The sequence below is a fragment of the Streptomyces sp. NBC_01478 genome (genome assembly GCF_036227225.1).
GTDB lineage: Bacteria > Actinomycetota > Actinomycetes > Streptomycetales > Streptomycetaceae > Streptomyces.
Genome location: NZ_CP109444.1, coordinates 9,724,980 through 9,751,868, shown reverse-complemented (window position 1 = coordinate 9,751,868; position 26,889 = coordinate 9,724,980). Strand labels below are relative to the sequence as shown.

The window sequence follows — 26,889 nt, the reverse complement described above, 5'->3', positions numbered from 1 at the left end:
GGGCGACCTGCCACCCCGCGCGTCGGGGTGACAGGTCGTCAGACGCGGCTGGCGGTGGCCGTGTCGGCGGACAGCCGTTGTGCGACGTAGATCGGGAGGACGGAGAGCAGGACGAGCACCGCCGCCACCACGTTGACCACGGGCGCCTGTTGGGGCCGGGTCATATTGTTGAAGATCCAGATCGGGAGCGTCTCGATGCCGGGCCCGGCGGTGAACGTGGTCACCACGATCTCGTCGAAGGACAGCGCGAACGCGAGCAGTCCGCCCGCGAGGAGCGCCGAGCGCACCAGCGGGAAGGTGACGTCGACGAAGGCGCGGAAGGTGTCTGCGCCCAGGTCCATCGCGGCCTCCTCGTACGACCCGGAGGTGCGCCGGAGCCGGGCGACGACGTTGTTGAAGACGACGACGATGCAGAACGTGGCGTGTCCGACGATCACCGTGAACAGGCCGAGCCCCACGCCGAGCGGCTCAAGTACCGTGCTGAACGCCGAGTTGAGGGCGATGCCCGTGACGATGCCGGGCAGCGCGATCGGCAGGACGACGACGAAGGAGATGGCGTCGCGGCCGAAGAAGCGGTACCGGGCGACCGCGAAGGCGATCAGGGTGCCGAGCACCAGGGCAATGGCGGTGGCGCCGAGTCCGGCCTTCACGGAGACCCAGAGGGCCGCGCGGGCGCCCGAGTTCTGCCAGGCGACGGACCACCAGTGCAGGGTCAGGGTGGACGGCGGCCAGCTCGCGCTGCGGTCCGGGTTGAGGGAGTTGACGAGGACGAGCAGGAGCGGGACGTAGATCACCGCGAAGCCGAACCCGGCGGCCACACGCAGGGCGATGCGCGCGGAACGGGAGAGTTGCACGACAGGCTCCTCTACAGACTGCTCAACGCGCCCGTGCGGCGCATCGCGAGCAGGTACACCACGATGACGACGACCGGGACGGTGCCGAGGGCGGCGGCCATGGGCAGGTTGAGTTCGATGTTGGAGTAGACGAGGTTGCCGATGAGCTGGGTCTTGCCGCCGACGATCTGCACGGTGATGTAGTCGCCGAGGCTGAGCGAGAAGGTGAAGACCGACCCGGCGGCGACGGACGGCAGCACCATCGGCAGCACGACCGACCGGAAGGTCCGCCCGGCGCGCGCGCCCAAGTCCGCCGACGCGTCAAGAAGGTTGGCGGGCAACTGCTCCAGCGCGGTGTGGATCGGCAGGATCATGTAGGGCAGCCAGAGGTACGTCAGGGTGAGGACGGTGGCGGGGAGTCCGAACCCCGGGCCGCTGAGCCCGAACGGCTTCAACATCCAGTCGGCCAGGCCGCCTTGGGACAGGATGAGCCGCCACGCGTACACCTTGACGAGGTAACTGGCCCACAACGGAGTGAGGATGGCGACCACAAGCAGCGGGCGCCACGTCGGTTTGGCGACCCGGGCCGTGTAGAAGGCGAGCGGGAACGCGATCACCGCGCACAGGACCGTGACGGCGAGCGCGACACCGATGCTGCGCAGGATGACCTGCCGGTACACGGGCACCGTGAACAGCTCGTGGAAGTTGTCGGTCGACCAGACCTTCACCACCTCGGAGGTGAAGGAGTCCGTCGTCCAGAACGCGGAGACGAACAGCACGCTCAGCGAGCCGAGATAGAGCACGGCGAGCCACAGCAGCGGGGCGGTGAGCAGCAGGGAGAGCCGCAGCCGGGGGCGCCGGTGGAGCGCCCCCGCGGTCCGGTTCAGCAAGGACATGTGTCAGCCCTTGATCTCGGTCCAGGCCTGTACCCACTTGGCGTACGGCACGCACTTGACGTCGGTGCGGCCGTCGAGGCACTGCTCGATGGGTGTGTTCCAGAAGGCGATGTTCTTCCAGTACGCGGTGTCGGCGGCATGGTAAGTGGTGCAGAAGTTCTTGTCGCTGGTCTCCTCGCAGGCCTTCGCGTTGGCGGGGGCCTCGCCGAAGTACTCGGCGACCTGGGCGTTGACCTTCGGCGAGACGATCCAATTGAGCCACTGGTAGGCGCAGTTGGGGTGCTTGGCCTTGGCGGAGATCATCCAGGTGTCGGACCAGCCGGTCGAACCCTCCTTGGGCACGAAGGCCTTGATCTTGGCGCCCTCGTCGGCGGTGAGGTTGGCGATGACCTGCCAGGTGGTGCCGACGACGGAGTCACCGCTCTTGAAGGCGGAGATCTCCTTGAGGTAGTCGCTCCAGTACTCGCCGATGTCCGCGTTCTGCTTCTTCAACAGGGCTACGGCGGCGTCGAATTGCTTCTGGTCGAGCGCGTAGGGGTCCTTGATCTTCAGCTCGGGCTTGGTGGCCTTGAGATAGAGGGCCGCGTCGGCGATGTAGATCGGCGAGTCGTACGCGGTGACATGGCCCTTGTACGTCGAGGCGTCGTCGAAGACCGCGGCCCAGGAGGTCGGGGCGGGCGTGACCTTCTGGGTGTTGTACATCAGGAGGTTGGCGCCGCGGCCGTGCGGGATGCCGTAGGCCTTGCCCTTGACGGAGTTCCAGGCCTGGAGCTTCAAGTCCGGGAAGATGTCCTTGTAGTTGGCGACGAGGCCGGTGTTGACGGGGGCGGCGTCGCCGGAGGCTATGAGGCGCAGGGAGGCGTCGCCGGAGGCGGAGACCGCGTCGTACTCACCGGTCTTCATCAGCTTGACCATCTCGTCGGAGCTGGCGGCGACCTTGGAGTTGACCTGGCAGCCCGTCTGCTTCTCGAAGTCGCTGACCCAGTTCACCTTGGGGTCGTTGGAGCCGTCCTCGACATAGCCGGCCCAGGCGATCAGGTTGACCTCGCCCTCGCTCTTGCCGAGCTTCGACTGGGCTTTGAGATCAGGGGGGTTGAGGCCGCCGCCCGACGAACCGCTGTCGGAGGAGCCGCAGGCGGTGGCGGCCAGCACGAGCGTGGCCACGGCGGCCACGGCCTTGAGGGTTGGGGTGAGGCGCACGACGTTCTCCATACGTGAAGGGACGTGGGAGGAGCGGGGTCGGGGTCAGCGGGGGTCGGGCACGTGCACCGTGTGGCGCCGGTGCCATTGCAGTCGCACCCGGCTGCCGCGGTAGGCGGCGACGTCCTCGGCGGAGGTCTCCAGGTTCTGCTGGAGTGCGGTGAGGCGGCCGCCGGCGTCGAGGTCGACGAGGAAGCGGGTGGAGTCCCCGAGGTAGACGACCTCGGCGACGGTTCCTGCTGCGCTCTCGTGGTCCGGGTCGTCCGCCGGGGCGGAGTCCTTGAGGACGCGGATCTTCTCGGGCCGGATGCTGTAGGTGCCCGGGGTGCCGACGACCCGCTGGGCGGACTCGCCCGCCAGCAGGTTGGAGGTGCCGACGAAGGACGCGACGAACGGGGTCGCGGGGCGTTCGTAGACCTCGGCGGGGGTGCCGACCTGTTCGATGCGGCCCTGGTCGAAGACGGCGATGCGGTCGCTCATCGTCAGGGCTTCCTCCTGGTCGTGGGTGACGAAGACGAAGGTGATGCCCACCTCCCGCTGCAGCGCCTTGAGTTCGACCTGCATCTGCTCGCGCAGTTTCAGGTCGAGGGCGCCGAGCGGTTCGTCGAGGAGCAGCACGCGGGGGCGGCCGACGAGGGCGCGGGCGAGGGCGACGCGTTGCCGCTGGCCGCCGGAGAGCTGGCCGGGGCGGCGGGTGCCGTAGCTCTCAAGTCGTACCTCTGCGAGGGCTTTTCGGGCGCGGACGAGCCGTTCGGCCTTGGGGACCTTGCGGACCTTGAGGCCGTAGGCGACGTTCTGCTCGACCGTCATGTGCGGGAAGAGGGCGTAGTCCTGGAAGACGGTGTGGACGTCCCGTTCGAAGGGGGCGAGGCCGGTGACGTCCTGGCCGGCGAGTTCGACGGTGCCCCCGGTGGGGCTCTCGAAGCCGGCGATCATGCGCAGCACGGTCGTCTTGCCCGAGCCGGACGGACCGAGCATCGAGAAGAACTCGCCGTCCCTGATCTCCAGGTCGACGCCGGCCACGGCGGTGGTCTCCCCGAACGATTTCCGCAGATCCCGCAGCCGGATCGCAATCCCCTCCATGGGCGGGAACCTTTCTGGTGCTCTGTAACGTTGCACGTAAACATATGAATTCATAGTTCAAATCTCAAGACCCCCTTAAGGTAAAGCTTGAGTCAACGTGCAAGGTGGTGACCGTGAACCAGCAGCAGCACATCAACGGCGGCGCCCGGAAAGCCGTCTTCGCCCCGGTCGACAACCGGGCGCGGGTGGACGCCGTCGTCAGCAGGCTCGGGGACGCCATCGAACTCGGACTGCTCTCCGACGGTGAGCAACTGCCGGGCGAGAGCGAGCTCGCCGGGCAGCTCGGTGTGTCCACGGTGACCCTGCGGGAGGCGCTGATGGCGCTGCGCCAGCAGGGCCTCGTCACCACCCGCCGGGGGCGCGGCGGCGGCAGCTTCGTGTCACTGCCCGAGGTCCCCGGCGAGGAGCGGCTGAAGGTCCGGCTGCGCAACTGGAGCACCGAGGAACTGCGCGACCTCGGCGACCACTGGGCGGCCCTGTCGGGCACCGCGGCCCGGCTCGCCGCACAGCGCACCGAGCCCGAGGATCTCGTCCAACTACGGCGTACGGCCAAGGAGTTGACGCAGGCCGCGGACGCGGCGGCGCGCGGCCGGATGTATGGCCGCTTCCACGTCGAGCTCGCCGCCGCCGCGCAGTCCGCCCGGCTCACCCGCGAGCAGGTCGCGTTGCAGACCGAGGTCGGCGCGCTGCTGTGTCTCGTGCTCGCGAGCGACGAATATCGTGAAGAAGCCGCAGCCCGTCACCGCTCCGTAATCTCGGCCGTGCAAGATGGGGCCCACGATTCGGCCAGGGAGTTGGCCGAGCGGTGCGTGCAGGAGTCGACGGCGCGGCTCATCGCCGAGCGGCTGGCCCTGTAACCGTCATCGCGTCCGCTCCCCGTCTGCTGGAGGGCACGCATGAGCCTCGCGACGGCAACGCCGGCCACGGCACCCGAGCAGTCGGTCGCGGCCGGGGTCCGCTCGGCTCTGGAGTCCGTGTTCGACGCCGTGGCGGCCACCCGCGCCGACACCACGGCACTGCTCGCCAAGGTGGCCGCGCGGGGCCGCCGCCCGGCGACCGTCGACCTCGCCGCACTCCGTCCGGGCCTCCATCTCCGGCTCGCCCGGCACGAGTTGGTGTCCGGCGTAGGTTTCGTCGCCGCGCCGGGGCTGCTGAGCGACGTACCGGCCTGGCTGGAGTGGTGGCAGACCACGGCCGACGGAGGCATCCGGCCGCTGCTGCTCGACCTCGATCCCGAGCACTCGGCGTACGCGGACTACACGCACTGGGACTGGTTCGCGCTGCCCCGCGACACCGGGGAGCGGGCGGTCGCCGGGCCGTACGTCGACTACCTCTGCTCGGACGAGTACAGCCTCACCCTGTCCGCGCCGGTCCTGATGGAGGGGCGGTTCGCCGGGGTGGCCGCGGCGGACGTGTACCTACGGCACTTCGAGGCGGCCGTGATGCCGATGCTGCACCAACTGCCGGGCCCGGCACGGCTGGTGAACGCGCGCGGCCGGGTCGCCGCGTCCACCGACCCCCGGCACCTGGTCGGTTCGCTCAGCAAGGGACCGGACTTCGCCGAGGCGCTCGCGGCGGGCCGGGCGGGGTATGCGCGGGGAGCGCGGCTGGTGCCGTGCGACGGAGTGCCGTTGGTGCTGGTCGTCGCGGAGCGTTGACCGAACTCGACCGACTGGGCCGGGCGTTGGGGCGTTCCGGACCGGGTCGGCCCTCACTCGGCCGCGGGGACCACCCTCAGGTGTCCGGCGCCGCGTCCCGGCCTGCGGACCTTGGCCGACGGGGTGCGGCGGGCCTCGCGCAGGACCAGCGTCAGCCGCGTGTAGCCCATGTTCTCCAGGGTCTTGGGGGTCTCGCCGACGAGCCGGCAGTCGGTGGCGCCCCAGCGCGGGTCGGGGTGCAGTACCGGGCGGACCGCGCCGTCGTGCTCGACGGCCTCCGCGCCGACCGCGCGGATCCAGTGCGGCAGGCCCTGCCGGTAGGCGGCCTCCATGATGGGGTCCTGGGCGATGTCACGGCGGATCGCCTGCAGGCCGTGGTCGTGTCCGTGGCTCTCCACGGCGGCGGCGAAGTGGGCCAGCATCGGCAGGCACCAACTCGACTCGTGCTGACCGAGAACGGTGCTCGCGTCGGGGTGGAAGAGCACGAAGCGAAGGAAGTTGTCGCCCGGCATCGCCGTCGGGTGCGGGCCGATCGCCCGGAAAAGTGACTTGAAGGCGCCGTTGGTCAACACCACGTCCCAGCGGTGGTCCATGACGACGGAGGGGAAGGTGACGGCCTCCAACAGCGTGGCGTAGTCCAGCAGATACGCCTGGGCCTCGGGACTCTCGGGGACGGGCCGCGGCGCGGACCGCTGCCCACCTGCCTGATATGCCATCGGGAGGTCACCCCTCTTGCCTATGCGGCCTTCTCGCGGCGCCTTGATCCTGGTGCCCCGACGCGAGCCGTGTCAACTATCGTGGCATTTCATGCTTGTTGACGGCTGAAATTGGCCACAGTTGTGGCGAGACCTGGATGCGAGTTCGAACCAACCGCTACCCTCCGGGATGTTCACGGCCACCGTTTGTGAGAAGCCTGTGAGAGACGTTGAGGAGATCTGTCGGTGTCGGATGGCTTCGAGGTACCGGGCACGACGGCGACCGCCCTGCTGCCCGCCGTCGTCGACCGCGTCACCGCGCTCGCCGAACGGCTCGACGTGCCGCAGTCCGAGGTCGTCCACATCGGCAGACTGTCCGTCGCCTGCGGTGTCCCGGAGCCCGTGGTCAGGGCCCTGCTGAGCGGCCGTCCCGCGGGCGAGCCGGATGTGCAGGCCCGGTTCCTGCAACGCCTCGGTCTGCTGCGCCGTACGAGACTCAAGCCCAACGGGCGCAAGTACACCCAGCAGGAGATCGCCGACGGCGCGGGCATGTCCCGCCAGCAGGCGGGCGCGCTCATCAACGGCGACCGGCGTCCCACCATGGAGCACTGCGACGCCCTCCAGCGCTTCTTCCGCGTGCACGCCGGATTCCTCACGGCCGAGGACCCCGAAGCCCTCGCGGGCGCGCTCCAGCGCACCGAGCAGGAGCTGTTGCAGAAGCTCGCCGACCGCGAGCGGGCGGCGGCCGAGGCCGCCGAGGACCCGCTGGAGCGGCTGCTCCAGGACCACGGAGTGCGCCAGATCGCCTGGCGGGCCGCGCAGTTGCCCACCGACCAGCACCGCGACAAGGTCGCCGAGTGGCTGGACATGCTCCTGGAGAGCGTGAAGCGGCCCGAGTCGTGATCCCGGGGAGGACTGTGGGCATCGGCAGGCAGATGCGCCGCCTGTGCGGTGAGTTGGTCGCCGAGCTGAGCCTCGGCGCACCCGCACGCCCCCACGACCTGTACGGCGCGCTGTGCGACGCGATGAGCCGCCGCCGGGGCCGCCCGGTCCAGTTCCGTACGGCCGCCTTCCCGGCCTGCACCGCGAGCGGGTTGTGGCTCGACATGGCCGACCAGGATCTCGTCGTGATCGAGGAACGCACCGCGCCCGACCACCAGTTGGTGATCCTGGGCCACGAGCTGTGGCACATGAAGGCCGGCCACTGCGGCCCCCATCCGGAGGGCGCCTCGGTCGCCGCCCGGCTCCTTGGTGACACCGTCGACGAGGCGGCACTGCGGGCCACCGTCCTCAAGGTGGCCGCCCGCAGCCGGTTCGAGCGCGCCGACGAGCGGGAGGCCGAGAGCTTCGGTCTGCTGCTCGCCAGCAAGTGCCGTACATGGCTTGCCGGTTCGGCGCTCCGCGGGCCCGCGCGGCACGACCATCTCGCGGGGCGGATCGAGGCGTCGCTGGGGTATCCGGGGCCACGCGGCTAGGAATTGACGGCTCGTCACCCGGGAGGAGCCCGTCTAAGTGGCGCTCCGTTCGCTCGCCTCCCGCAGGTCCCGTTCCCTCGCTCCACTCTGGGCGGTGACGCCGGGGCGGCCCTCGCACAGGAGGTCGCGCCAGTGCTCGCGGCTCCAGTGAGCCGGAGAGGTGGTGGCGGTGAACTCCTCGACCAGGGTGAGGAATCGGGCCGGGTCGGTGTGGAACGGGAAGTGTCCCGCGCCCTCGAAGATCTCCAGCCGGCTGCCCGGCATCGCCTCGTGGGCGCCGTACGCGTGCCGGACCGGCACCACGCTGTCCCGGTCGCCCCACAGCAGCATGGTCGGCATGCCCTCGGTCAGATAGCAGCGGTCCAGCATGGTCACCACCTGCCCGCGCCAGTCGACGACCGCGCGCAGGGTGCGGATGAAGGCGTTGCGGGCGGTCTCGTCCGGCAACGCGTCGACGAGGGTGAGGAGTTCGGGGGCGTCCTGGCCGAGGTCGGTGTCGAGGAGCCGCAACAGCCCGACGGTGAGACCGACTTGGAGGCGCATGCCGGGCAACCGCAGTGCGGACAGGGCGAGATGGGATCCGGGGAGCGAGACGAGCCGTAGCACCGGATTGACCTCGCGGCCCACGCCGCCCGCGCTGACCAGGACGAGGCGTTCGGTGCGCTCGGGGAACTGGTAGGCGAACTGCATCGCCACTCCCCCGCCCAGCGAGTGCCCGAGCAGGGTCGCGGACTCGATGCCGAGCGTGGTGAGCAGATCGCGCACGCCGTTGGCGTAGGCGGCGACGGAGTAGTCGGCGCGCGGTTTGTCGGAGGCGCCGTGGCCGAGGAGGTCGGGGGCGATCACCGTGTGGGTGCGGGCGAGGTCGGGGATCAGGTCGGTCCAGGTGGCGGAGGAGTCGCCGATGCCGTGGATGAGGACCAGGGCCGGGCCCTCGCCGGCCATCCGGAAGGCACGGCGGTATCCGTGCACGACGCGGTACTGCAGCTCGAGTTCGCCGGCACCCACCGAGCGCAGTCGTGCGGCGCGCGCCGGGCGCCGTGCCGGGACATCCGCCACGCACTCGCCTCCCGTTCACCTGACCGCCCACCAGCGGCCGAAAGCCCTTCCTTCCAGCGTAGGGCCGCTGTCCCACCGGGGATTTCGGTGAGGTTTCGCCTCCGCTAAGCGGGCGAACCGGCGGCCGCCGCAACGGGATTGTCAGTGGCACGCGGCAAGCTGGAGTCGTGCCACCGCCGTGCGGGGGCGCATGACGCCGACCAGGGGAGAGCCGTCCTATGCAGACCGCAGTGATGACCGACCGCGAGCGCGCCGCCGTCCAGGCCTATCTACGGCTGCTGCACACGGTCAGAGCAGCCTTCGACGGCCCACCGGGCGCCCCTTTGCCGGTCCTGGTCCCGCCCTCGGTGCTGGCCGAGGCGGACCGGGCGCTGACGGACGCCGGGCTCGCGGGCAACGAGGAGGCGTTCTTCGGGCTGCTGGAGAGCTGGTGCCCGGAAGGGTGAGGGGGTGGGTTCAGGGATGCGGGACCGTGACCGCCGTGGCGACCAGTCCGCGCCCGACGGTCCAGCGGCCCTCGAAGACGTCGAGGCGTTCACCGTCGACCACCGGACCGGGGACGAGGAGGCGGGCGCGGAGCGTGCCGCGTGCTTCCTCGCCGGGGTCCGTGAAGACCTCGATGTCGGCCTCCGAGAAGTCCAGCCACTTGCCCGTGAGGGGGAACCACGCCTTGTAGACGGACTCCTTGGCGCTGAACAGGAGCCGGTCCCAGTGCACCGCGGGCCGCTGGGCCGTAAGGCGCGCCAGGCGTTCCTGTTCGGCGGGCAGGGCGACGGCGGTGAGGACGCCGTCCGGGAGCGGGGCGTGGGGTTCGGCGTCGATGCCGAGCGAGGCGAGATCGCTGGCGCGGGCCAGTGCGGCGGCGCGGTAGCCGTCGCAGTGGGTCATGCTGCCGATGACACCGGCGGGCCAGGTGGGCGCGCCGTGGGCGCCGGGCAGGATCGGCTGCGGGGGCACGCCGAGCTTCTCCATGGCGCGCCGCGCACAGGCCCGTACGGCGGCGAACTCGTGCCGGCGCTTGGGCACCGCGCGGGCCACGCGGGCCTCTTCCTCGGGGTACAGCGGGGCGTCCTTCAGCCCCTCGTCACCGTGTGTCTCCACGCTCACCACGGAGTCCGGAAGCAGTTCCTCGATCACCGGTTCCGACCTCCATCGGCAGGATGCGGCGCAGTCGGCCCGGGGGTCCCGGGCGCTTCTGCCACTCGCGGGGGTATCCCACGGACACCTCTTCGAAGCGGACCCCCTCGTGATAGGTGGTCCGCGGGATGTGGAGATGGCCGTAGACCATGGTGTCCACGCGGAATCTGCGGTGCCAGTCGGCGGTCAGCGCGGTGCCGCACCACATGGCGAACTCGGGGTACCAGAGGACTTCCGTGGGGTGCCGGTCCAGGGGGTAGTGGTTGATCAGGACCGTGGGCAGGGTGTCGGGGATCTCGGTGAGCCGGCGTTCGGTCGCGGCGACGCGGGCCCGGCACCAGGCCTCGCGGCTGGGGTAGGGGTCGGGGTGCAGCAGGAACTCGTCGTTGCAGACGATGCCGGTGCCGTGCGCGTACGTCAGTCCCTCGTCCTTGGTGGCGCAGCCGGCCGGGAGGAACGAGTAGTCGTAGAGCAGGAAGAGCGGGGCGACGGCCACCGGGCCGCCGGGGCCCTCCCAGACCGGGTAGGGGTCCTCGGGCGTGAGGACGCCCAACTCCCGGCACAGGGCCACGAGATGGTCGTAGCGGGCGACTCCGCGCAGGGTGACGGGGTCCTTGGGGTGGGTCCACAGTTCGTGGTTGCCGGGGGCCCAGAGGACCTTGCGGAAGCGGCCGGCGAGGAGTTCGAGGACCCAGCGGATGTCGGCCACGGTCTCGGCGATGTCACCGGCCACGATCAGCCAGTCCTCGTCCGTGACGGGCCGCATGTCCTGGACCAGGGCGCGGTTCTCGGCGTACCCGATGTGCAGGTCGCTGATGGCCAGCAGATGTCCGGCACCGCCGGCCGTCGACTCCACCCCTCGCCCCCTCCGCGCACCCGAATGAGGCCACGAGATCACATCCCGCCGCACCGCGACAAGACGGCGGGGCGGACGGGGGCGGTCACGGCGGGCCGGTCCGGAGGCCGGACAGGGAGGCCGCGACGGTGCGGCGACGGGAGTTCATGTGCCGGGTGGGCACCATCGGGAAATCCGTAACACGGGCGTTGCACGCGGCACCCTTCGCAAGCCGTATGATCGCCCCAACACCACCGTCACGAACGCCCCTTCGCCGAGGGCGGTTTGGTGTACCTCCAAACACCCTGGCCGGGCACGGCCTCGCTCCGCCGTGCCCGCGAACCCGAAAGGACGGCCCTGCATGGTCTCTCGCGTACGCGTCTGGCTCAACCGCACGTACGCGGAGAACGTGTTCTTCATGGATCAGTTGCGGAGAAATCCCAGCGACCGGGCCGTCGAGATCCATGCCACGCACGGCGACGCGGACTCCCCCGTACTGGCCGCCGCCGACACCGCCGACCTGGAGCCCGAGGGCCTGTCCCCGGCCGCGTACGTCGAGTTCGCCCTCGACCAGTGCGCCCGCCGCGGCATCGATGTCTTCGTGCCCCGGCTGCACCAGTCGGAGATCGTCGCGCACCGCGCGGACTTCGAGGCGGTGGGCACGGCGCTGCTGGCGCCGACCCCCGAGGCCGTCGCCGTCTTCCACGACAAGGTGATCGCGTACGAGGCCGTCCAGGCGATCGGCGTGCCCGTGCCGCCGTGGTGGCGGGTCCGCACCGCGCCCGAACTCGTCGCGGCCGTCGAGGAGTTGGAGGCCGCCGGACACAAGGCGTGCTTCAAGCCGGCGTCCGGTGCGGGCGGGGTGGGCTTCCGCGTGGTCACGCGCGCCCCCTTCTCGCTCATGCACCTCAACGGCTTCCCGAGCCCCTACGTCCCGCTCGACACGGTCGTCGAGGCGCTGGAGCGGGCCGACGAGCAGGTCGACTGGCTGGTCATGCCGCGTCTGGAGGAGCCGGAGGTGTCGGTGGACTGCCTGACCGGTCCCGACAACGTGGTCCGGCTCGCCGTGGGCCGCACGAAGAACGGCCGCCGTCGCGGTTTCACCCTGCACGAGCAGTGGCTGGAGCCGGCCCGCCGGATCGCGGAGGGCTTCGGGCTGCACTATCTGTCCAACATCCAGTTCCGCATGTTCGGCGACCGGCCCGTGCTGATGGACGTCAACACCCGGCCCGCGGGCGGACTGCACCAACTGTCGCTGTGCGGGGTCAACGCCCCTTGGGCGGCAGTGCAGTTGGCGCTCGGCGAGGACCCGGGCACGATCGAGCCGCCGTTCCTGGGCGCGGACTACGCGGTGGTGTCCGGCCCGCGCCAACTGCGCCCCGTGTCGCTCCCGCACCAGCGCGCGGAGGAGTCGGAGCCCCTGCTCCCGGCGGCGCCCGCACCCGCGCAGGACGCGGTGGACACGGCACCGGAGGCCTCCGAGACGGGCAGCCGGGCAGCCGCCCGCGCCTAGCGTCCGCGGGTCCCCTCGCGGCTGACCACAACTTCATACCGGTCTGGACCAATCACGGCGCCGCATCTTGACACCGTGATTGGTCCATACCAACTTGGTTGCGCACCCTCTTGCACTCCCGAACACCCCCATTCCTTCAGGGAGATCGCGTGCGCGACACACTCAGACGTTCCAGACGTCGACTCCTCGCCCTGCTCGGTACCGCAGCCCTGGCCATGGCCGGGGCCATCGCGCTGCCCGGCACCGCGGAGGCGGCCAACGTCCTGACCAACCCCGGCTTCGAGTCGGGCAGTCTCTCCCCCTGGTCCTGCACCGGGAACCTCGGCTCGGTCGTCTCCTCGCCCGTGCACGGAGGCTCCAAAGCCCTTGCGGGCGCGGTGAGTTCGAGCGACACAGCACAGTGCACCCAGACGGTGGCCGTGCAACCGAACACGGTCTACTCGCTCAGCGGCTGGGTGCGCGGCAGTTATGTCTACCTCGGGGTCAACGGCGGTTCCTCGACGTGGACTTCGTCCCCGTCGGCGTACAGCCAGTTGACGACCTCCTTCACCACCGGCGCCTCGCAGACCAGCGCGACCATCTACGTCCACGGCTGGTACGCGCAGGGCACCTACTACGCGGACGACATCAGCCTCGACGGTCCCGGCGGTGGCGGCGGTGGCGACACCCAGGCCCCGACCGCGCCGACCGGACTGACGTCCCCGGCCAAGACCTCCTCCAGCGTGTCGCTCTCGTGGGGCGCCTCGACGGACAACGTGGGCGTCACGGCGTACGACATCTACAGCGGTGCGAACCAGGTGCTCAGCGTCTCCGGTACGAGCGGCACGGTCAGCGGGCTCGCGGCCAGTACCGCCTACACGTTCACCGTGAAGGCGCGTGACGCGGCCGGGAACACCTCGGCGGCCTCCAACGCGGTGAGCGTCACGACGAGCGCCGGCACCGGTGGCGGCACCGGGTTCACCCAGGCCGCGCCGTATCTCTACGAGGGCTGGGGCGATCCGCCGAGCCCGACCACGGTGATGAGCGCGACCGGCATCAAGTGGTTCACGATGGCGTTCGTGCTCGACTCCGGTGGCTGCAACCCGAGTTGGGACGGCAGCCGGGCACTGACCGGTGGCGTCGACCAGACCGCCATCAACCAGATCCGCGCGGCCGGCGGTGACATCGTGCCGTCCTTCGGCGGCTGGCAGGGCAGCAAGCTCGGCGCCAACTGCTCCTCCGCGAGCGCACTCGCCGGGGCGCTGCAGAAGGTGATCACCGCCTACGGCCTCAAGGCGATCGACATGGACATCGAGAACACGGACGAGTTCGAGAACGAGGCCGTCCAGGCGAAGATCCTGACCGCGCTGAAGACCGTCAAGGCCAACAACCCGGGCCTGCGGACGATCGTCACCTTCGGCACCTCGACGACCGGCCCGACGTACTACGGCAACCGGCTGATCGAGCAGGCGCAGTCGCTCAACGCCGGCATCGACGTCTTCACCATCATGCCGTTCGACTTCGGCGGCGGCGCCGACATGTACGGCAACACGGTCGCCGCGGCCGAGGGCCTGAAGACCAAGCTGAAGTCCACGTTCGGGTGGGACGACGCGACGGCCTACTCGCACATCGGCATCTCGGGCATGAACGGTCTGTCGGACCAGTCGGAGACCACAACTCCCGCCATCTGGACGCAGATCCGTGACTGGTCGAACTCGCACCACATCGCGCGGCTCGCCTTCTGGTCGGTCAACCGGGACCGCGGGTGCGCCGGCGGCGGAGTGGTGAGCAACTGCTCCGGCATCAGCCAGAACACCTGGCAGTTCACGTCCATCACGGCCGGTTTCACCGGCTGACGACCCCCACCCCTGGCGGCCGGTCCCCCGTGTGGGCCGGCCGCCTCGGTGTGTCTACTCGCCTGCGCCGGAACGTTCCAGACGGAGCGTCAGGATCTGGAAGGGCCGCAGCGCCACGGCGACCGAGTCGCCGTCGACGGTGGCGTCCTCCAGCGGACGCTCCAGCAGATCGGTGATCTGGGCGCTCGCGAGGGGGAAGCCCGTACGCAGGACGCCCTCGGCGCGGCCGCCGTTCGACTCGTAGAGCCGGACCACGACATCGCCGGACTCGTCGTCGGCGAGCTTGACCGCCTCGACGGTGACGCTGTCTCCGTCGACGGTGACGACCGGTTCCGGGGCGCCGCCCGAATCGGCCACCCGCAGCGGGAGGTTGAGGGCGTAGCCCTCGGCGACCGCGTCGTCGATGCTCGCGCCGGGCAGCAGCGAGTACACGAAGCGGTGCCTGCCCTGGTCGGCGCCCGGGTCCGGGATGCGCGGGGCGCGCACCAGGCTGAGGCGGACCGTGGTCGTCGTACCGCCGTCCTCGCGGACCGTGCGGGAGACGTCGTGGCCGTACGTCGAGTCGTTGATGACGGCGACGCCGTAGCCGGGCTCGGCGAGGTGCACCCAGCGGTGGCCGGAGACCTCGAAACGGGCCGCCTCCCAACTGGTGTTGGTGTGCGTGGGCCGCTGGATGTGGCCGAACTGGATCTCGGCGGAGGAGTGCGCCGCCCGGATGTCCACCGGGAAGCCGGCCTTGAGGAACTTCTCGGCCTCGTGCCAGTCGATGTCGGTCTCGAAGTCGATCCGGGCGCTGCCCGCGCGGACGGTGATCGTCTGCACGATCGTCGAGCCCTTGCCGAAGGACCGCTCCACGCGGATCGCGCCGAGCAGCGGGTCCTGTTCGACGACCGTGATGGAGTCGGCGTCCAGGAGGTCGGTGAAGCGGTTCTTGTAGTGCTTGTCGACGTCCCAGGCGTCCCAGTAGTTCGGGAGGTCGGTGTGCAGGCGCAGCAAGTTGCCCTGGTCGGCGAGGACTTCACGGCCGCCGTGGCGCAGGTCGCGCACCGAGGCGAGGGTGCCGTCGTCGGCGAGTTCGACGCGGACGATGCCGTTGTCGAGGACGCGGTCGGTGACGGTCACCGCCTGCGGGACGTACTCGGCGGCCAGCGGGGCGCTGCCGTTCGCCGGGACCGTCGCGTACATCGGCACCCCGGTCGCGGTGCGGATGACCTCGGCGCGGTCGTAGGGGCTGGTGTTGAAGACGCGGGTTCCGCCGCCGCCCAGCGCGGCCACGGCCTCCGCCGTCAGTTCCTCCAACTCCGTTGCCACGCGGGCGTATTCGGCCTCGGCCTCGCGGTGCACCCAGGCGATCGAGGAGCCCGGCAGGATGTCGTGGAACTGGTGCAGCAGGACCGTCTTCCACAGCTTGTCGAGTTTCTCGTACGGGTAGGCGTAGCCCGGTGCGTGCAGCGCGGCCGTGGTGGCCCACAACTCGGCCTCGCGCAGCCGGTGTTCGCTGCGCCGGTTGCCCTGCTTGGTGCGGGCCTGGGAGGTGTAGGTGGCGCGGTGGAGTTCGAGGTAGAGCTCGCCGACCCAGACCGGGGCGTCGGGGTATTCGGCGCGGGCCTTGGCGAAGAACTCGTCCGGGTGCTCGACGACGACCTTGGGCGAGCCCTCCAAGTCGGCGAGCCTGCGCGCCCGTTCCATGATCTCGCGGGTGGGGCCGCCACCGCCGTCGCCCCAGCCGAAGGGGGCCAGGGAGCGGGTCGCGTTGCCCTTCTCCTGGTAGTTGCGGACCGCGCGGGACATCTCCTCGCCGCTGAAGCGGGCGTTGTAGGTGTCGACCGGCGGGAAGTGCGTGAAGATGCGGGTGCCGTCGATGCCCTCCCACCAGAAGGTGTGGTGGGGGAACTTGTTGGTCTGGTTCCAGGAGATCTTCTGGGTGAGGAACCACTCGTTGCCGGCGAGCTTGGCGAGCTGCGGGTAGGCCGCGTTGTAGCCGAAGGAGTCGGGCAGCCAGACGCCCTTGGTCTCGACGCCGAAGTGCTCGATGAAGAACCGCTTGCCGTGGACGAGTTGGCGGGCGATGGCCTCGCCGCCGGGCAGGTTGCCGTCGGACTCGACCCACATGCCGCCGACCGGCGCCCACTGGCCGCGCTTGACGGACTCCTGGATGCGGGCCCACACCTGCGGGTAGTTGTCGCGCACCCACTCGTACTGCTGGGCCTGCGAGCACGCGAAGATGAAGTCCTCGTACTCGTCGGCCAGTGACGTCACGTTCGAGAAGGTGCGGGACGTCTTGCGCTTGGTCTCGCGGATCGGCCACAGCCACGCCGAGTCGATGTGCGCGTGCCCGACACCGGAGACGATGTGCGCGCTGGCGTTGGCGGGCTTGGACAGCACGGGCTTGAGCGCGGCCCGGACGTCGGCGGCCGTACCGGAGACGTCGTCGAGGTCGAGCAGGTCCAGGGCCCGGTCCAGGGCGTGCATGATCTCGTGCCGGCGCGGGTCGTGCTCGCCCAGTTCCAGCATCAGTTCGCGCAGCACCTGGACGTCGAGGTCGAGGTGGAAGACCGCCTCGTCGAGGACGGCGAGGTCGGCGCGGCGGAATGTATACAGTGGACGGTCGCCCGCCGTCAGTACATCGCCGAGCGGTGTCGGCTCCGAGAAGTTGTTGGCGAGGATGTCGGGGTTGGAGGCGGCCTCGACCAGGTAGTCGATGACCTCGCCGCCGGTCGCCGGGTTGGCGATCGCCACGTACTGGTTGAGCGGGTTGACCGCCTTCAGCGGTGTCCCGTCCGTGAGGTGGACCAGGGCCTCGGCCTGGTTGCCGGGCCAGTCGCCGACGAAGCCGAGGTCGATGACGGCCTCGACGCGCTTCCCGGCCCACTCCGCGGGCACCTGTCCGCGCATCCGGAACCAGGTGGTACCCCAGGGCGGACCCCACGGGGTGCCCATCGCGAACGGCTTGTACGGCGCCGCCGCGGCCTCGTCGAAGGAGACCGGCTCACCGGGGGCCTGCCAGGCCTCGACCGTGAAGGGAGCGGTGGCCGCGTAGATCGCGGGCTTGATCCGCTGGTCATGGGCGCGCTGGACGCGCTCCTCGATCCGGCTGCGTTCGTCGTGCATGGGAGGTCTCCAGGGAACCAGGGAGCTGAGCTGCTGAGAACGTGGGGAGCTGTTGAGAACTCGCTGCCGAGAACTCGGGGAAAGCGCTTACCGGGGCGGTGCCTACTTAAGGTACGCCAGACCCGGGTGGACCTCGGTATAGCCCTCGACCAGGCGGCGCGCGACGTTCACGGAGTCGACCAGCGGGTGCAGCGCGAAGGCCTTCACCGCCGTCGTACGGGAGCCGCTCTCGGCCGCCGCGAGAACCTCGCGCTCGACGCCCTTGACCGCGCAGACCAGGCCGGTGGCGTGGTCGGGCAGCGGGGCGACCGCGACGGGGTGGGCGCCGTTGGCGTCGACCAGGCACGGCACCTCGATGACGGCGTCCGCGTCGAGGACGGACAGCGCGCCCTGGTTGCGGACGTTGAGGATCAGGGTGGTGCGTTCGTCGCGGGCGATGGCCCGCATCAGGGCGAGGGCGACCTTCTCGTAGCCGCCGGAGAGGTCGTCGGCGTCGCGCTCGCCGGCGCCGGCCGTCTCCCGGTTCTCGGACATGTAGGTCGCCTCGCGCTCGGCGCGGGTGCGGTCCCAGGCGGTCAGCGCGGCGGTGTCCGGGTGCTTCATCTCGTCGTAGAACTGGGCCTGCTGGTCGCGCAGGAACGCGCCGCGGGTCCGCTCGACCTCGCTGTAGGCGCGGACGGTCTCGCGGTTGAAGTAGTAGTAGTGCAGGTACTCGTTCGGGATGGCGCCCAGCGACTGCAGCCAGTCGGTGCCGAAGAGCTTGCCCTCCTCGAAGGACCCGAGCAGGTCCGGGTCGGCGAGCAGGCGCGGGAGTTCGTCACGGCCGGCGACGCGCAGGCCGCGTACCCAGCCGAGGTGGTTGAGGCCGACGTAGTCGATGAAGGCCTCGCGCGGGTTCGCGCCGAGCACCTTGGCGATACGGCGGCCGAGGCCGACCGGTGAGTCGCAGATGCCGATGACGCGGCCGCCGAGGTGGCGGGACATGGCCTCGGTGACCAGGCCGGCCGGGTTGGTGAAATTGATGACCCAGGCGTCGGGGGCGAGGCGGGCCACGCGCTGGGCGATGTCGACGGCGACGGGGACGGTTCGTAGACCATAGGCAATACCGCCGGCGCCGACCGTCTCCTGGCCGAGGACGCCCTCGGCGAGCGCGACCCGCTCGTCGTTCGCGCGTCCCTCCAGGCCGCCGACGCGGATCGCGGAGAAGACGAAGTCGGCGCCGCGCAGCGCCTCGTCGAGGTCGGTGGTGGCGGTGACCGTCGGGGCGTCGGGCACGGTGGCGGCCTGTTCGGCCAGTACACGGGCGACCGCATACAGTCGACTGTCGTCGAGATCGTGCAGCACCACTTCGGTGACCCGGCCCTCGCCGCGGTCCGTCAGGAGTGCCCCGTAGACGAGCGGCACCCGGAACCCGCCGCCGCCCAGAATCGTCAGCTTCACGCTTTCACCTTTCCTGCCACGACGACCTCGACGCCCGCTTCCTCCAGGGAGGAGCGGGTCACCGGGTCGACCGGGGCGTTCGTCACCACCGCGTCCAGGTCCTCGGGACCGCACACCTTCGCCATCCCCGTACCCGGGAACTTCTGCGCGTCCGCGAGCAGCACGACCTTGTCGGCGGCCTTGATCATGGCCCGTTTGACCGGCACCTCGACGACCGTCGTGTCCATCACCTGTCCGCCGGGCCGCACTCCGCTGGTGCCGAGGAAGAGCCAGTCGGCGTGCAGTTGGCGCAGATTGTCCTCGGTGAGGAAGCCCACCAGGGAGCGGTACTCGCGCCGGACCATGCCGCCGAGCAGCACCAGTTCGATGCCCTCGTCGTCGGCCAGCTCCTCGTAGACCACGAGGTTGCTGGTGATCACGGTGAGCCGGCGGCCGTGCAGTTGCCGGGCGAGCCGGTAGGCGGTGGTGCCGATGTCGAGGAGGACCGACTGACCGTCCGCGACCATCGCGGCGGCCCGCGCGGCTATCGCGTCCTTCTCGGCCACCCGCACCTCGGCGACCTCGGCGAAGGGCTGGTCGCCCTCGTCGGCCACGGCACCGCCGTGGACCCGGGTGAGCAGTCCGTCCTCCTCCAGTTTGAGCAGATCACGCCTGATGGTGGCGGGGCTCACACCCAACTGCTCGGAGAGATCGGTCACGGCCGCGGGGCCCCCGGAGCGCAGGGCCCGCAGGATGAGTTGATGTCGTCGTTCTGCCAGCACGCCGCGAACACTACTCGTCATCTTCAATCATTTCTATGCTCAGTTCTGCTTGGGTATTGACCAATCTCGTCGAGCAGCGCACGATTCCGGTCACCGAAATGAAGAGTTTTGACGAACTCTCCAGACGACGTGCCGACGAGAGGATGCGCGCGTGGACGACCCCCGGCCCGATGTGCTGCTGACCGGGCTGCTCTTCTACGACCTCGTCCTCACGGGTCTGGGGCAGCCGCCGACGCCGGGCGAGGAGATCTGGACGGCCGGCATGGGCTGCGGCCCCGGCGGCATCGCGAACCTCGCGGTCGCCGCGTCCCGCTTCGGTCTGAAGACCTCCCTGGCCACGGTCTTCGGCGACGACTTCTACGGCGCGTACTGCCACGAGGTCCTCGCCGGCCAGGAGGGCGTCGACCTCTCCCTGTCCCGCACCGCGAACGGCTGGCACACCCCCGTCACCGTCTCGCTCGCGCACGGTGACGACCGGGCGCTGGTCACCCACGGCCAGGAACCGCCGTACTCGCAGGACGTGCTGATGGGCGACCCGCCCGAGGCGCGGACGGCGTTGGTGCACCTGGAGGCCGAGCCGCGCGGCTGGCTCGCCAAGGCCTCCGCGAACGGCACGCAGATCTACGCCGACGTCGGCTGGGACCCCACCGAGCAGTGGTCCCGTGACCTGCTCGACCAGCTCGCCCTGTGCCATGCCTTCCTCCCCAACGAGACCGAGGCGATGGCCTACACCCGCACCGACAGCGCGGTCGCGGCGCTCGGCATCCTCACCGAACTGGTGCCGGTCGCGGTGATCACGCGGGGCGGGGAAGGGGCGATCGCCGTCGACCAGACGACCGGCGAGTACGCGGAGGTCCCGGCCCTGGACGTCGATGTCCTGGACGCGACGGGCGCCGGTGACGTGTTCGGTGCGAGCTTCGTCGCGGCCTCGCTCGGCGGCTGGCCGCTGGAGGAACGGCTGCGGTTCGCGGTGCTCGCCGCCGGGCTGTCGGTCCAGCACCACGGTGGTGCGCTGGCGGCGCCCGGCTGGTACGGCGTCGACCGTTGGCTGCATACCGTCCGCGATCCCGAACTGCGGACTGCATACGGCTTCCTCGTCGACAGGATCCCGGCCGACCCCGGGCCGCCCGTGATGTACGCGCCGGTCACTCCCCCCGCACGGTTGTAGCCCCCTACCTCTCAAGTCCCTTACAAATCCCCCCACTTGAGCCCCTCGTATGCACGACCCGAACAGATCGAACAGATCCGAAAGGCGGTGGGAGCTGTGCGGCTCTCACGAAGAGGCCTGCTCCGTGCGGGCCTGGCCGGTACGGCGGCCACGGCGCTCGGCGGCCTGGCGTCCGGCTGTGCCGTTCCGACCGGTTCCACCGGCCGGAACATGGTCCTGTGGTACTGGGACGGCGGCCTCGGCGACACGGTCGTCAAGAACGCCAAGGCGCGTTACGACAGTACGGTCGACCTCCAGGCGATCAAGATCGGCGGCTACTACCGGTCCAAGCTGATCACCACGATGGCCGGCAAGGCCCACATCCCCGACATCGCCGGCCTCAAGGGCGAGGACATGGCGTCCTATCTGCCCAACGCCGACCAGTTCGTGGACCTCAGGACACTCGGCGCGGACAAGTACAAGAGCCAGTACCTGACATGGAAGTGGGAGCAGGGCATCGCCGACGACGGCACGATGGTCGGCTTCCCCATCGACTGCGGTCCGGTGGCGCACTTCTACCAGTTCGCCGTCTTCCGCAAGGCGGGGCTGCCGTACGAACCCGCCGACGTCTCCCAGGAGTTGAACACCTGGGAGAAGTTCTTCGCGGCGGGCGAGCAGCTCAGGAAGCGGATCCCCGGGACGTCTCTGGTCACCGACGTCAACAGCGTCTTCGAGAACGTGGTGAACCAGGGGTCCAAACGGTACGTCGACAAGGACCGCCACTTCATCGGCGACCAGGAACACGTGCGCAACGCCTGGGCGTTGGCGGTGGAAGCCAAGCGGCGCAAGATCGTCTCGGATCTGGTCAGCGGCACACCGGACGCGTTGTCGGCCGAACAGGACGGCAAGCTGCCCAGTCAACTGGGCGCTTCCTGGGCGACCAGTGACATCAAGACCGGCGTACCGAAGACCAAGGGCCGATGGCGAGTTGCCCAGATGCCGGTGCGGCCGGCCAACAACGGCGGCTCGTTCCTCTCGATCACCAAGGCGTGCCGCGACCCCGAGCAGGCCTTCCGGATCATCACCTGGATGATGAACGCGTCCAACCAGGCCCAGGGATTCGTCGACGCCGGCCTGTTCCCCTCCACCCCCGCCTCGTACGACCTGAAGACGCTGCGTGCGCCGGACCCGTTCTTCGGCGGCCAGGACACGATGGAGATCTTCGGCCCGGCCGCGCAGAAGATCACGGTCGCCTACAACAGCCCGTTCGACATCGCGCTCGGGCAGCCCCTCAAGGACGAGATCAAGAACGTCGGTGTCCTCGGCAAGGACCCCAAGAAGGCCTGGAGTGACGCCATGAGCAAGTGTCGGCGCATCGCGGACCACCTGGGGGTGAGCTACTGATGGCCACCGCACTGGACAAGCCCCCTGCCGCCGTGGACAGTTCGTCCGCCTCCTCGCAGCCCAGGAGCGGGTTCCGCAAGTACTGGCATCTGTATGCCGCGATCTCCCCGTTCTATCTGCTGTTCCTCTGCTTCGGGTTGATCCCCGTCGGGTTCTCGTTCTACCTCTCCCTCCACCGCTGGGACGGCCTCGGCTCGATGGAGTGGGCGGGTCTGTCGCAGTACAAGTACCTGCTGAGCGACACCGACTTCTGGAACTCGGTCGGCAACACCCTGATCATCTGGGCGCTGGCCACCTTCCCCATGATCTTCCTGGCGATGGTCACGGCCGTGATGCTCAACTCGGCGGTCCGCTTCAAGAACGTGTACCGCTTCGCCTACTTCCTGCCGAACGTCACCTCGGTGGTGGCGATCGCAATCGTCTTCGGCTCGGTGTTCTCCACCAACTTCGGCCTGGTGAACGCCCTGTTGCAGGCCGTGGGCGTCGACCAGATCGCCTGGCTGAACACCCCGTGGGGCATCAAGATCGCCATCGCGACGCTGATGACCTGGCAGTGGACCGGCTACAACGCGATCATCTTCCTCGCCGGTCTGCAGACCATCCCGAGCGAACTGTACGAAGCGGCGCGGATGGACGGCGCCGGACCGGTGCAGACCTTCTTCCGGATCACGCTGCCGATGCTGCGCCCGGTGCTGCTGTTCGTGCTCGTCATCTCGACGGTCACCGGGCTGCAGAGCTTCTCCGAACCACAGGTGCTGCTCCAGAACACCTCGAACGACTCGACGTTCGCGGGCGGTCCGGGCCACTCCGGCCAGACGATGGTCCTGTACTTCTTCCAACAGACCTTCGACAACAACGACTTCGGTTACGGCGCCGCCGTGGCCTGGGGCATCTTCCTCGTCGTCATCCTCTTCTCCATCGTCAACTGGCGCCTGGTGCAGCGCCGGGGCGAAGACTAGGGAGTCGGTCACCATGGCATTCCTTCAAGGCACACGGCGACCGAAGGGCATCCGGGGCACCCGGAGCCGCGGCATCGCCCTGCATGTCTCCCTGATCCTGGGCGTGTTGCTCTCGGCCTTCCCGTTCTACTGGGCCGTGATCATGTCGACGCACACCTCGTCGGAGATCTTCTCCTACCCGCCCAAGCTGCTGCCGGGCACGCACTTCCTGGAGAACGTGCGCAGCCTCTTCGACAACATCGACTTCTTCGGCTCGATGTTCAACTCGGTACTCGTGGCGGGGTCGGTGACCTTCCTGGTCCTGCTCTTCGACTCGCTGGCCGCGTTCGTCTTCGCCAAGTTCCGGTTCCCGGGCAAGAACGTGCTGTTCGCGCTGCTGATGGTCATCTTCATGGTGCCGGCGCAGCTCGCGGCCATCCCGCAGTTCGTCATCATGGCGAAGCTCGGCTGGATCGGCTCGATGACCGCGCTGATCGTGCCGGCGGCGGCCAACGCGTTCGGCATCTTCTGGATGCGCCAGTACATGAAGAGCGCGATCCACGACGAACTCCTCGACGCCTCCCGCATCGACGGCGCGAGCTTCCTGCGCCAGTACTGGCACGTGGCCCTCCCGGTGGTCCGCCCGGGCCTCGCCTTCCTCGGCATCTTCACCTTCATGGGCCAGTGGAACGACTACGCCTGGCCCCTGATCGCCCTCACCAACCCGAACAACGTCACCCTCCAGGTGGCCCTGTCCCAGCTCAACGGCACCCACGGCACCACCGACTACGGAATGGTCATGACCGGCGCGCTGCTCGCCCTCGTCCCGCTGCTGATCGTGTTCGCGGTCGGCGCCAAGCAGATCATCGGCGACCTCGGCAAGGGAGCCATCCGCTGATGACCGACCCGCTCTTCGCGCTCCGCCCCTGGGAGTCACCCGAGGTGACCTCCTGGGGGCGGTTGCCCATGTCCGCCGTCGACCGCCGCGCGGATGCGGTCTCCCTGGACGGGGACTGGCGCTTCCAGTTGCTGCCGGCACCCGACGCCGCGCTCGCGGACACCTGGTCGTCCGCATACGTGCCGGGCGTATGGACCATGCAGGATACGGACGACCTTCCGCAGTACACGAACGTCCGTATGCCGTATGCGGAATTCCCTCCACTGTCTCCCGCCGACAATCCGACGGGTGTGTACGAGCGGGAGATCGACGTCCCGGCCGACTGGGCCGGGCGGCGGATCGTGCTCCAGGTCGGGGCCGCCGAGAGCGTGCTGCTCGTGCACGTGGACGGGCGGCCCGTCGGCATCTCCAAGGACTCCCATCTCGCCGCCGAGTTCGACCTCTCGGCCGTCGTACGTCCCGGCGCGCGGGCCACCGTACGGCTGACCGTCGTCAAGTGGTCGGACTCCTCGCACATCGAGGACCAGGACCAGTGGTGGCACGGGGGCATCACGCGCTCGGTGCTGCTGTACGCGACCGATCCGCTGCATCTCGCGGACGTGACCGTGCGGGCCGGGCACGACGGGGAGCTGCAAGTCGACTGCCAGGTACGGGACGCGGCCGGCGCACTGCCCGCCGGGTGGTGGATCAGCGGCGATCTGGACGGTCGACTCCTGGCCCAGGACACGGAGTTCGACCGGTTCAACACGGAGGACGACCGCGTCTCCGACTTCCTCGGCGAGGCCCGTATCCTGGCCACCGTCCCCGAGGTGCGCACCTGGAACGCCGAGACACCCGAGCTGTACGGCCTCACGATCCGGCTGCACCGCGCCGACGGAACGGTCGCCGACACGTCGTACCGACGCATCGGGTTCCGTGACGTGGAGATCGTCGGGCGGGATCTGCTCGTCAACGGCGAGCGCGTGTTCATCCGGGGCGTCAATCGGCACGACTTCCATCCGCTGACCGGCCGCACGGTGTCGTACGACGACATGCGTGCGGACCTGGTGCTGCTCAAGCGGTTCGGGTTCAACGCGGTCCGCACCTCGCACTACCCGAACGACCCGGCGCTCTACGACCTCGCCGACGAGCTCGGTCTGTATGTCGTCGACGAGGCGGACATCGAGTCGCACGACCACGCGCACGAGATCGCCGACGACCCCCGCTATCTGAACGCGTTCGTGGACCGGGTGTCGCGGATGGTGCTGCGGGACAAGAACCACCCGTCGGTCATCGTCTGGTCGCTGGGCAACGAGTCCGACTACGGCGCGAACCACGACGCGGCGGCAGGTTGGGTCCGCCGGCACGATCCGACCAGACCGATCCAGTACGAGGGCGCCGCCAAGCGCGGCTGGGCCGATCCCGACCTCGCCTCCGACATCGCGTGCCCGATGTACGCGCCGCTGGAGGACTGTGTCGCGCACGCGCTGTCCGGTGAGCAGACCAAGCCGTTGATCCAGTGCGAGTACTCGCACGCGATGGGCAACAGCAACGGGACCCTGGCGGACCACTGGGCCGCCATCGAGTCAACCCCGGGTCTTCAGGGCGGCTTCATCTGGGAGTTCTGGGACCACGGAATCCTGCAGCGTGTGAGCGACGGAAGACCCACCGGCCGCGCGGGCGCCGGACTCTATGACAACGGTGTCGCCGCGCCCGGTCAACGCTGGGCGTACGGCGGTGACTTCGGCGAGTCGATCCACGACGGCGCGTTCATCGCGGACGGCGTGGTGTTTCCCGACCGCACGCCCAAGCCGGTCATGTTCGAGCACCGGGAGATCGCGGCGCCGCTGCGCATCGAGTGCTTCCGGCACGAGGGCATCGTCCTCGGCAACCACCAGCACTTCCGCGGCCTCGAATGGCTCGCCGGCACATGGGAGTTGGCGCTCGCGGACGGCCGTACGCTGACCGCTCCGGCCGAACTGCCCGCCCTGTGCCCCGGTGAGACGGCGGCCGTGCCGCTGCCGTTCGAACTGCCCGAGGACGGCGGCGAGGCCTGGCTGACGCTGCGCGTGACGACGGCCGAGGACCAGGCGTGGGCGCCGCGCGGCACGGACGTGTGCACGCCCCAGGTACGGCTGAGGGCGGCAACTCCCTTGACCGTGCCGGTGGTCGGCGGCAGCCGGGTCGAGGTCGACGGGGAGGGCCTGCTGCGCCACCCGCTGTTGTCCGTCGCCCCGACCCTGTCCCTGTGGCGGGCGCCCACCGACAACGACGAGTTGGGCGGCATGGCGGCGCGCTGGCGGACCTGGGGGCTCGACTCGCTGGTCCGCAAGGTCGTCTCGGTACGGCGGGACGGCGAGCGAAGCGAGATGGGGGTCCCCCCGGCCGAAGGCTGGGGGAGGGTGACGACGGTCGCCGAGTACGTCGGGGCGGTCGGTGTGGTCCGGCACTGCCAGGTGTTCACACCGGTGGAGGGCGGGGTGCGGGTCGAGGAATCGGCCGAGCTGCCCGAGGAGTTCGTCGACGTGGCCCGGGTGGGCACCGTGTTCGAGACGGTGCCGGGCCTTGATCTGCTGGAGTGGTTCGGCCGGGGTCCGTGGGAGTCGTACCCCGACCGCGGCACGGGCGCGCCCGTGGGCCATCACGCGGTCCCCGTCGACGAGTTGTTCACTCCGTATCTGCGGCCGCAGGAGAGCGGTGGCCGGCACGGGGTGCGGTGGTTCACGCTGTCGGCGCCGGACGCCACCGGTCTCACGGTCGACCTCGACGAGCCCCGCCAGGTCTCGGTGACCCGCCATCGCGCCGAGGACCTGACCGCCGTACGGCATCACGACGAGCTGGTGCCGCGCGCGTCCTGTGTGGTGCAACTCGACGCGGCGCACCGGGGGTTGGGCACGGCTTCGTGCGGGCCCGACACCACACCGCAGTATCTCGTCGCACCGGGTGTCCATCGCTGGAGCTGGACCCTGCGCGTTCTCTGAACTCCCCAGTT

The 26,889-nt window shown here is 69.8% G+C and carries 23 protein-coding genes; 12 read left to right on the top strand and 11 right to left on the bottom strand.

The window, feature by feature from the left end; all coding sequences use genetic code 11:
* Positions 1-38 precede the first annotated feature (38 nt).
* From OG223_RS43575 to OG223_RS43560, 4 genes are read right to left on the bottom strand one after another with little or no spacing between them, the layout of a single operon-like run.
* The gene (locus OG223_RS43575) at positions 39-854 is read right to left on the bottom strand and encodes an ABC transporter permease (protein ID WP_318020019.1); all 816 of its coding nucleotides are present in this window, start codon (positions 852-854) and stop codon (positions 39-41) included.
* Positions 855-865: 11 nt separating this feature from the next.
* Positions 866-1,729, bottom strand: coding sequence for an ABC transporter permease (locus OG223_RS43570; RefSeq protein WP_329261533.1), 864 nt, complete (start codon positions 1,727-1,729; stop codon positions 866-868).
* Positions 1,730-1,732: 3 nt separating this feature from the next.
* Positions 1,733-2,941: an ABC transporter substrate-binding protein gene (locus tag OG223_RS43565; protein ID WP_329261530.1), complete on the bottom strand. Its 1,209-nt coding sequence runs from the start codon at positions 2,939-2,941 to the stop codon at positions 1,733-1,735.
* A gap of 33 nt (positions 2,942-2,974) precedes the next feature.
* A complete protein-coding gene (locus OG223_RS43560; RefSeq protein WP_329261528.1) occupies positions 2,975-4,012 on the bottom strand; it encodes an ABC transporter ATP-binding protein in 1,038 nt (345 codons plus the stop codon).
* Positions 4,013-4,125: 113 nt separating this feature from the next.
* On the opposite strand from OG223_RS43560, the gene OG223_RS43555 reads away from it, so the two are divergent.
* Both OG223_RS43555 and OG223_RS43550 read left to right on the top strand, forming a co-directional pair.
* Positions 4,126-4,869: a FadR/GntR family transcriptional regulator gene (locus tag OG223_RS43555; protein ID WP_329261525.1), complete on the top strand. Its 744-nt coding sequence runs from the start codon at positions 4,126-4,128 to the stop codon at positions 4,867-4,869.
* Positions 4,870-4,908: 39 nt separating this feature from the next.
* A complete protein-coding gene (locus tag OG223_RS43550; protein ID WP_329261522.1) occupies positions 4,909-5,670 on the top strand; it encodes a cache domain-containing protein in 762 nt (253 codons plus the stop codon).
* A gap of 53 nt (positions 5,671-5,723) precedes the next feature.
* Here OG223_RS43550 and OG223_RS43545 read toward each other — a convergent pair whose 3' ends face one another.
* On the bottom strand, positions 5,724-6,386 hold the full coding sequence (locus OG223_RS43545; protein ID WP_329261519.1) for an MmyB family transcriptional regulator: 663 nt from the start codon (positions 6,384-6,386) through the stop codon (positions 5,724-5,726).
* Positions 6,387-6,611: 225 nt separating this feature from the next.
* On the opposite strand from OG223_RS43545, the gene OG223_RS43540 reads away from it, so the two are divergent.
* Positions 6,612-7,268, top strand: coding sequence for a helix-turn-helix domain-containing protein (locus OG223_RS43540; protein WP_329261517.1), 657 nt, complete (start codon positions 6,612-6,614; stop codon positions 7,266-7,268).
* A 32-nt stretch (positions 7,269-7,300) separates the two neighbouring features.
* Positions 7,301-7,840, top strand: a complete 540-nt coding sequence (locus tag OG223_RS43535) for a toxin-antitoxin system, toxin component (protein ID WP_329265788.1) — start codon at positions 7,301-7,303, stop codon at positions 7,838-7,840.
* Positions 7,841-7,873: 33 nt separating this feature from the next.
* Here the strand turns inward: OG223_RS43535 and OG223_RS43530 are convergent, their stop codons facing one another.
* Positions 7,874-8,899, bottom strand: coding sequence for an alpha/beta fold hydrolase (locus tag OG223_RS43530; RefSeq protein WP_329261515.1), 1,026 nt, complete (start codon positions 8,897-8,899; stop codon positions 7,874-7,876).
* 218 nt (positions 8,900-9,117) lie between these two features.
* On the opposite strand from OG223_RS43530, the gene OG223_RS43525 reads away from it, so the two are divergent.
* On the top strand, positions 9,118-9,345 hold the full coding sequence (locus OG223_RS43525; RefSeq protein WP_329261512.1) for a hypothetical protein: 228 nt from the start codon (positions 9,118-9,120) through the stop codon (positions 9,343-9,345).
* Positions 9,346-9,355: 10 nt separating this feature from the next.
* Here the strand turns inward: OG223_RS43525 and OG223_RS43520 are convergent, their stop codons facing one another.
* Positions 9,356-10,036 carry a 4'-phosphopantetheinyl transferase family protein gene (locus tag OG223_RS43520; RefSeq protein WP_329261509.1) on the bottom strand — a complete coding sequence of 227 codons (681 nt, stop codon included), beginning with the start codon at positions 10,034-10,036 and terminating at the stop codon, positions 9,356-9,358.
* On the bottom strand, positions 9,984-10,892 hold the full coding sequence (locus tag OG223_RS43515) for a metallophosphoesterase family protein (protein WP_329261506.1): 909 nt from the start codon (positions 10,890-10,892) through the stop codon (positions 9,984-9,986). The genes OG223_RS43520 and OG223_RS43515 overlap by 53 nt, the downstream gene beginning before the upstream one ends.
* A gap of 340 nt (positions 10,893-11,232) precedes the next feature.
* Between OG223_RS43515 and OG223_RS43510 the strand changes: the two genes are divergently transcribed.
* Positions 11,233-12,384: an ATP-grasp domain-containing protein gene (locus tag OG223_RS43510; protein ID WP_329261503.1), complete on the top strand. Its 1,152-nt coding sequence runs from the start codon at positions 11,233-11,235 to the stop codon at positions 12,382-12,384.
* A 149-nt stretch (positions 12,385-12,533) separates the two neighbouring features.
* A complete protein-coding gene (locus tag OG223_RS43505) occupies positions 12,534-14,219 on the top strand; it encodes a carbohydrate binding domain-containing protein (protein WP_329261500.1) in 1,686 nt (561 codons plus the stop codon).
* A gap of 54 nt (positions 14,220-14,273) precedes the next feature.
* Here OG223_RS43505 and OG223_RS43500 read toward each other — a convergent pair whose 3' ends face one another.
* The 3 genes from OG223_RS43500 to OG223_RS43490 form a co-directional block, all read right to left on the bottom strand.
* The gene (locus tag OG223_RS43500; protein ID WP_329261498.1) at positions 14,274-17,330 is read right to left on the bottom strand and encodes an alpha-mannosidase; all 3,057 of its coding nucleotides are present in this window, start codon (positions 17,328-17,330) and stop codon (positions 14,274-14,276) included.
* Positions 17,331-17,432: 102 nt separating this feature from the next.
* On the bottom strand, positions 17,433-18,770 hold the full coding sequence (locus tag OG223_RS43495; protein WP_329261494.1) for a 6-phospho-beta-glucosidase: 1,338 nt from the start codon (positions 18,768-18,770) through the stop codon (positions 17,433-17,435).
* Entirely contained in the window at positions 18,767-19,531 is a 765-nt protein-coding gene (locus OG223_RS43490; protein WP_019058991.1) for a DeoR/GlpR family DNA-binding transcription regulator, read from the bottom strand. Before OG223_RS43490 ends, OG223_RS43495 begins: the two co-directional genes overlap by 4 nt.
* Positions 19,532-19,682: 151 nt before the next feature.
* Here OG223_RS43490 and OG223_RS43485 point away from each other — a divergent pair, with 151 nt between their 5' ends.
* The 5 genes from OG223_RS43485 to OG223_RS43465 all read left to right on the top strand — a co-directional run bounded on the left by OG223_RS43485 (position 19,683) and on the right by OG223_RS43465 (position 26,878).
* A complete protein-coding gene (locus OG223_RS43485) occupies positions 19,683-20,699 on the top strand; it encodes a carbohydrate kinase family protein (protein WP_329261491.1) in 1,017 nt (338 codons plus the stop codon).
* 96 nt (positions 20,700-20,795) lie between these two features.
* Positions 20,796-22,082, top strand: coding sequence for an ABC transporter substrate-binding protein (locus OG223_RS43480; protein WP_329261488.1), 1,287 nt, complete (start codon positions 20,796-20,798; stop codon positions 22,080-22,082).
* Positions 22,082-23,041 (top strand): carbohydrate ABC transporter permease, encoded by a 960-nt coding sequence (locus OG223_RS43475; protein ID WP_329261485.1) that lies wholly within the window; start codon positions 22,082-22,084, stop codon positions 23,039-23,041. The genes OG223_RS43480 and OG223_RS43475 overlap by 1 nt, the downstream gene beginning before the upstream one ends.
* 13 nt (positions 23,042-23,054) lie before the next feature.
* Positions 23,055-23,918 carry a carbohydrate ABC transporter permease gene (locus OG223_RS43470; protein ID WP_329261482.1) on the top strand — a complete coding sequence of 288 codons (864 nt, stop codon included), beginning with the start codon at positions 23,055-23,057 and terminating at the stop codon, positions 23,916-23,918.
* Positions 23,918-26,878: a glycoside hydrolase family 2 TIM barrel-domain containing protein gene (locus OG223_RS43465; protein ID WP_329261479.1), complete on the top strand. Its 2,961-nt coding sequence runs from the start codon at positions 23,918-23,920 to the stop codon at positions 26,876-26,878. The genes OG223_RS43470 and OG223_RS43465 overlap by 1 nt, the downstream gene beginning before the upstream one ends.
* The last annotated feature ends 11 nt before the right edge of the window (positions 26,879-26,889 follow it).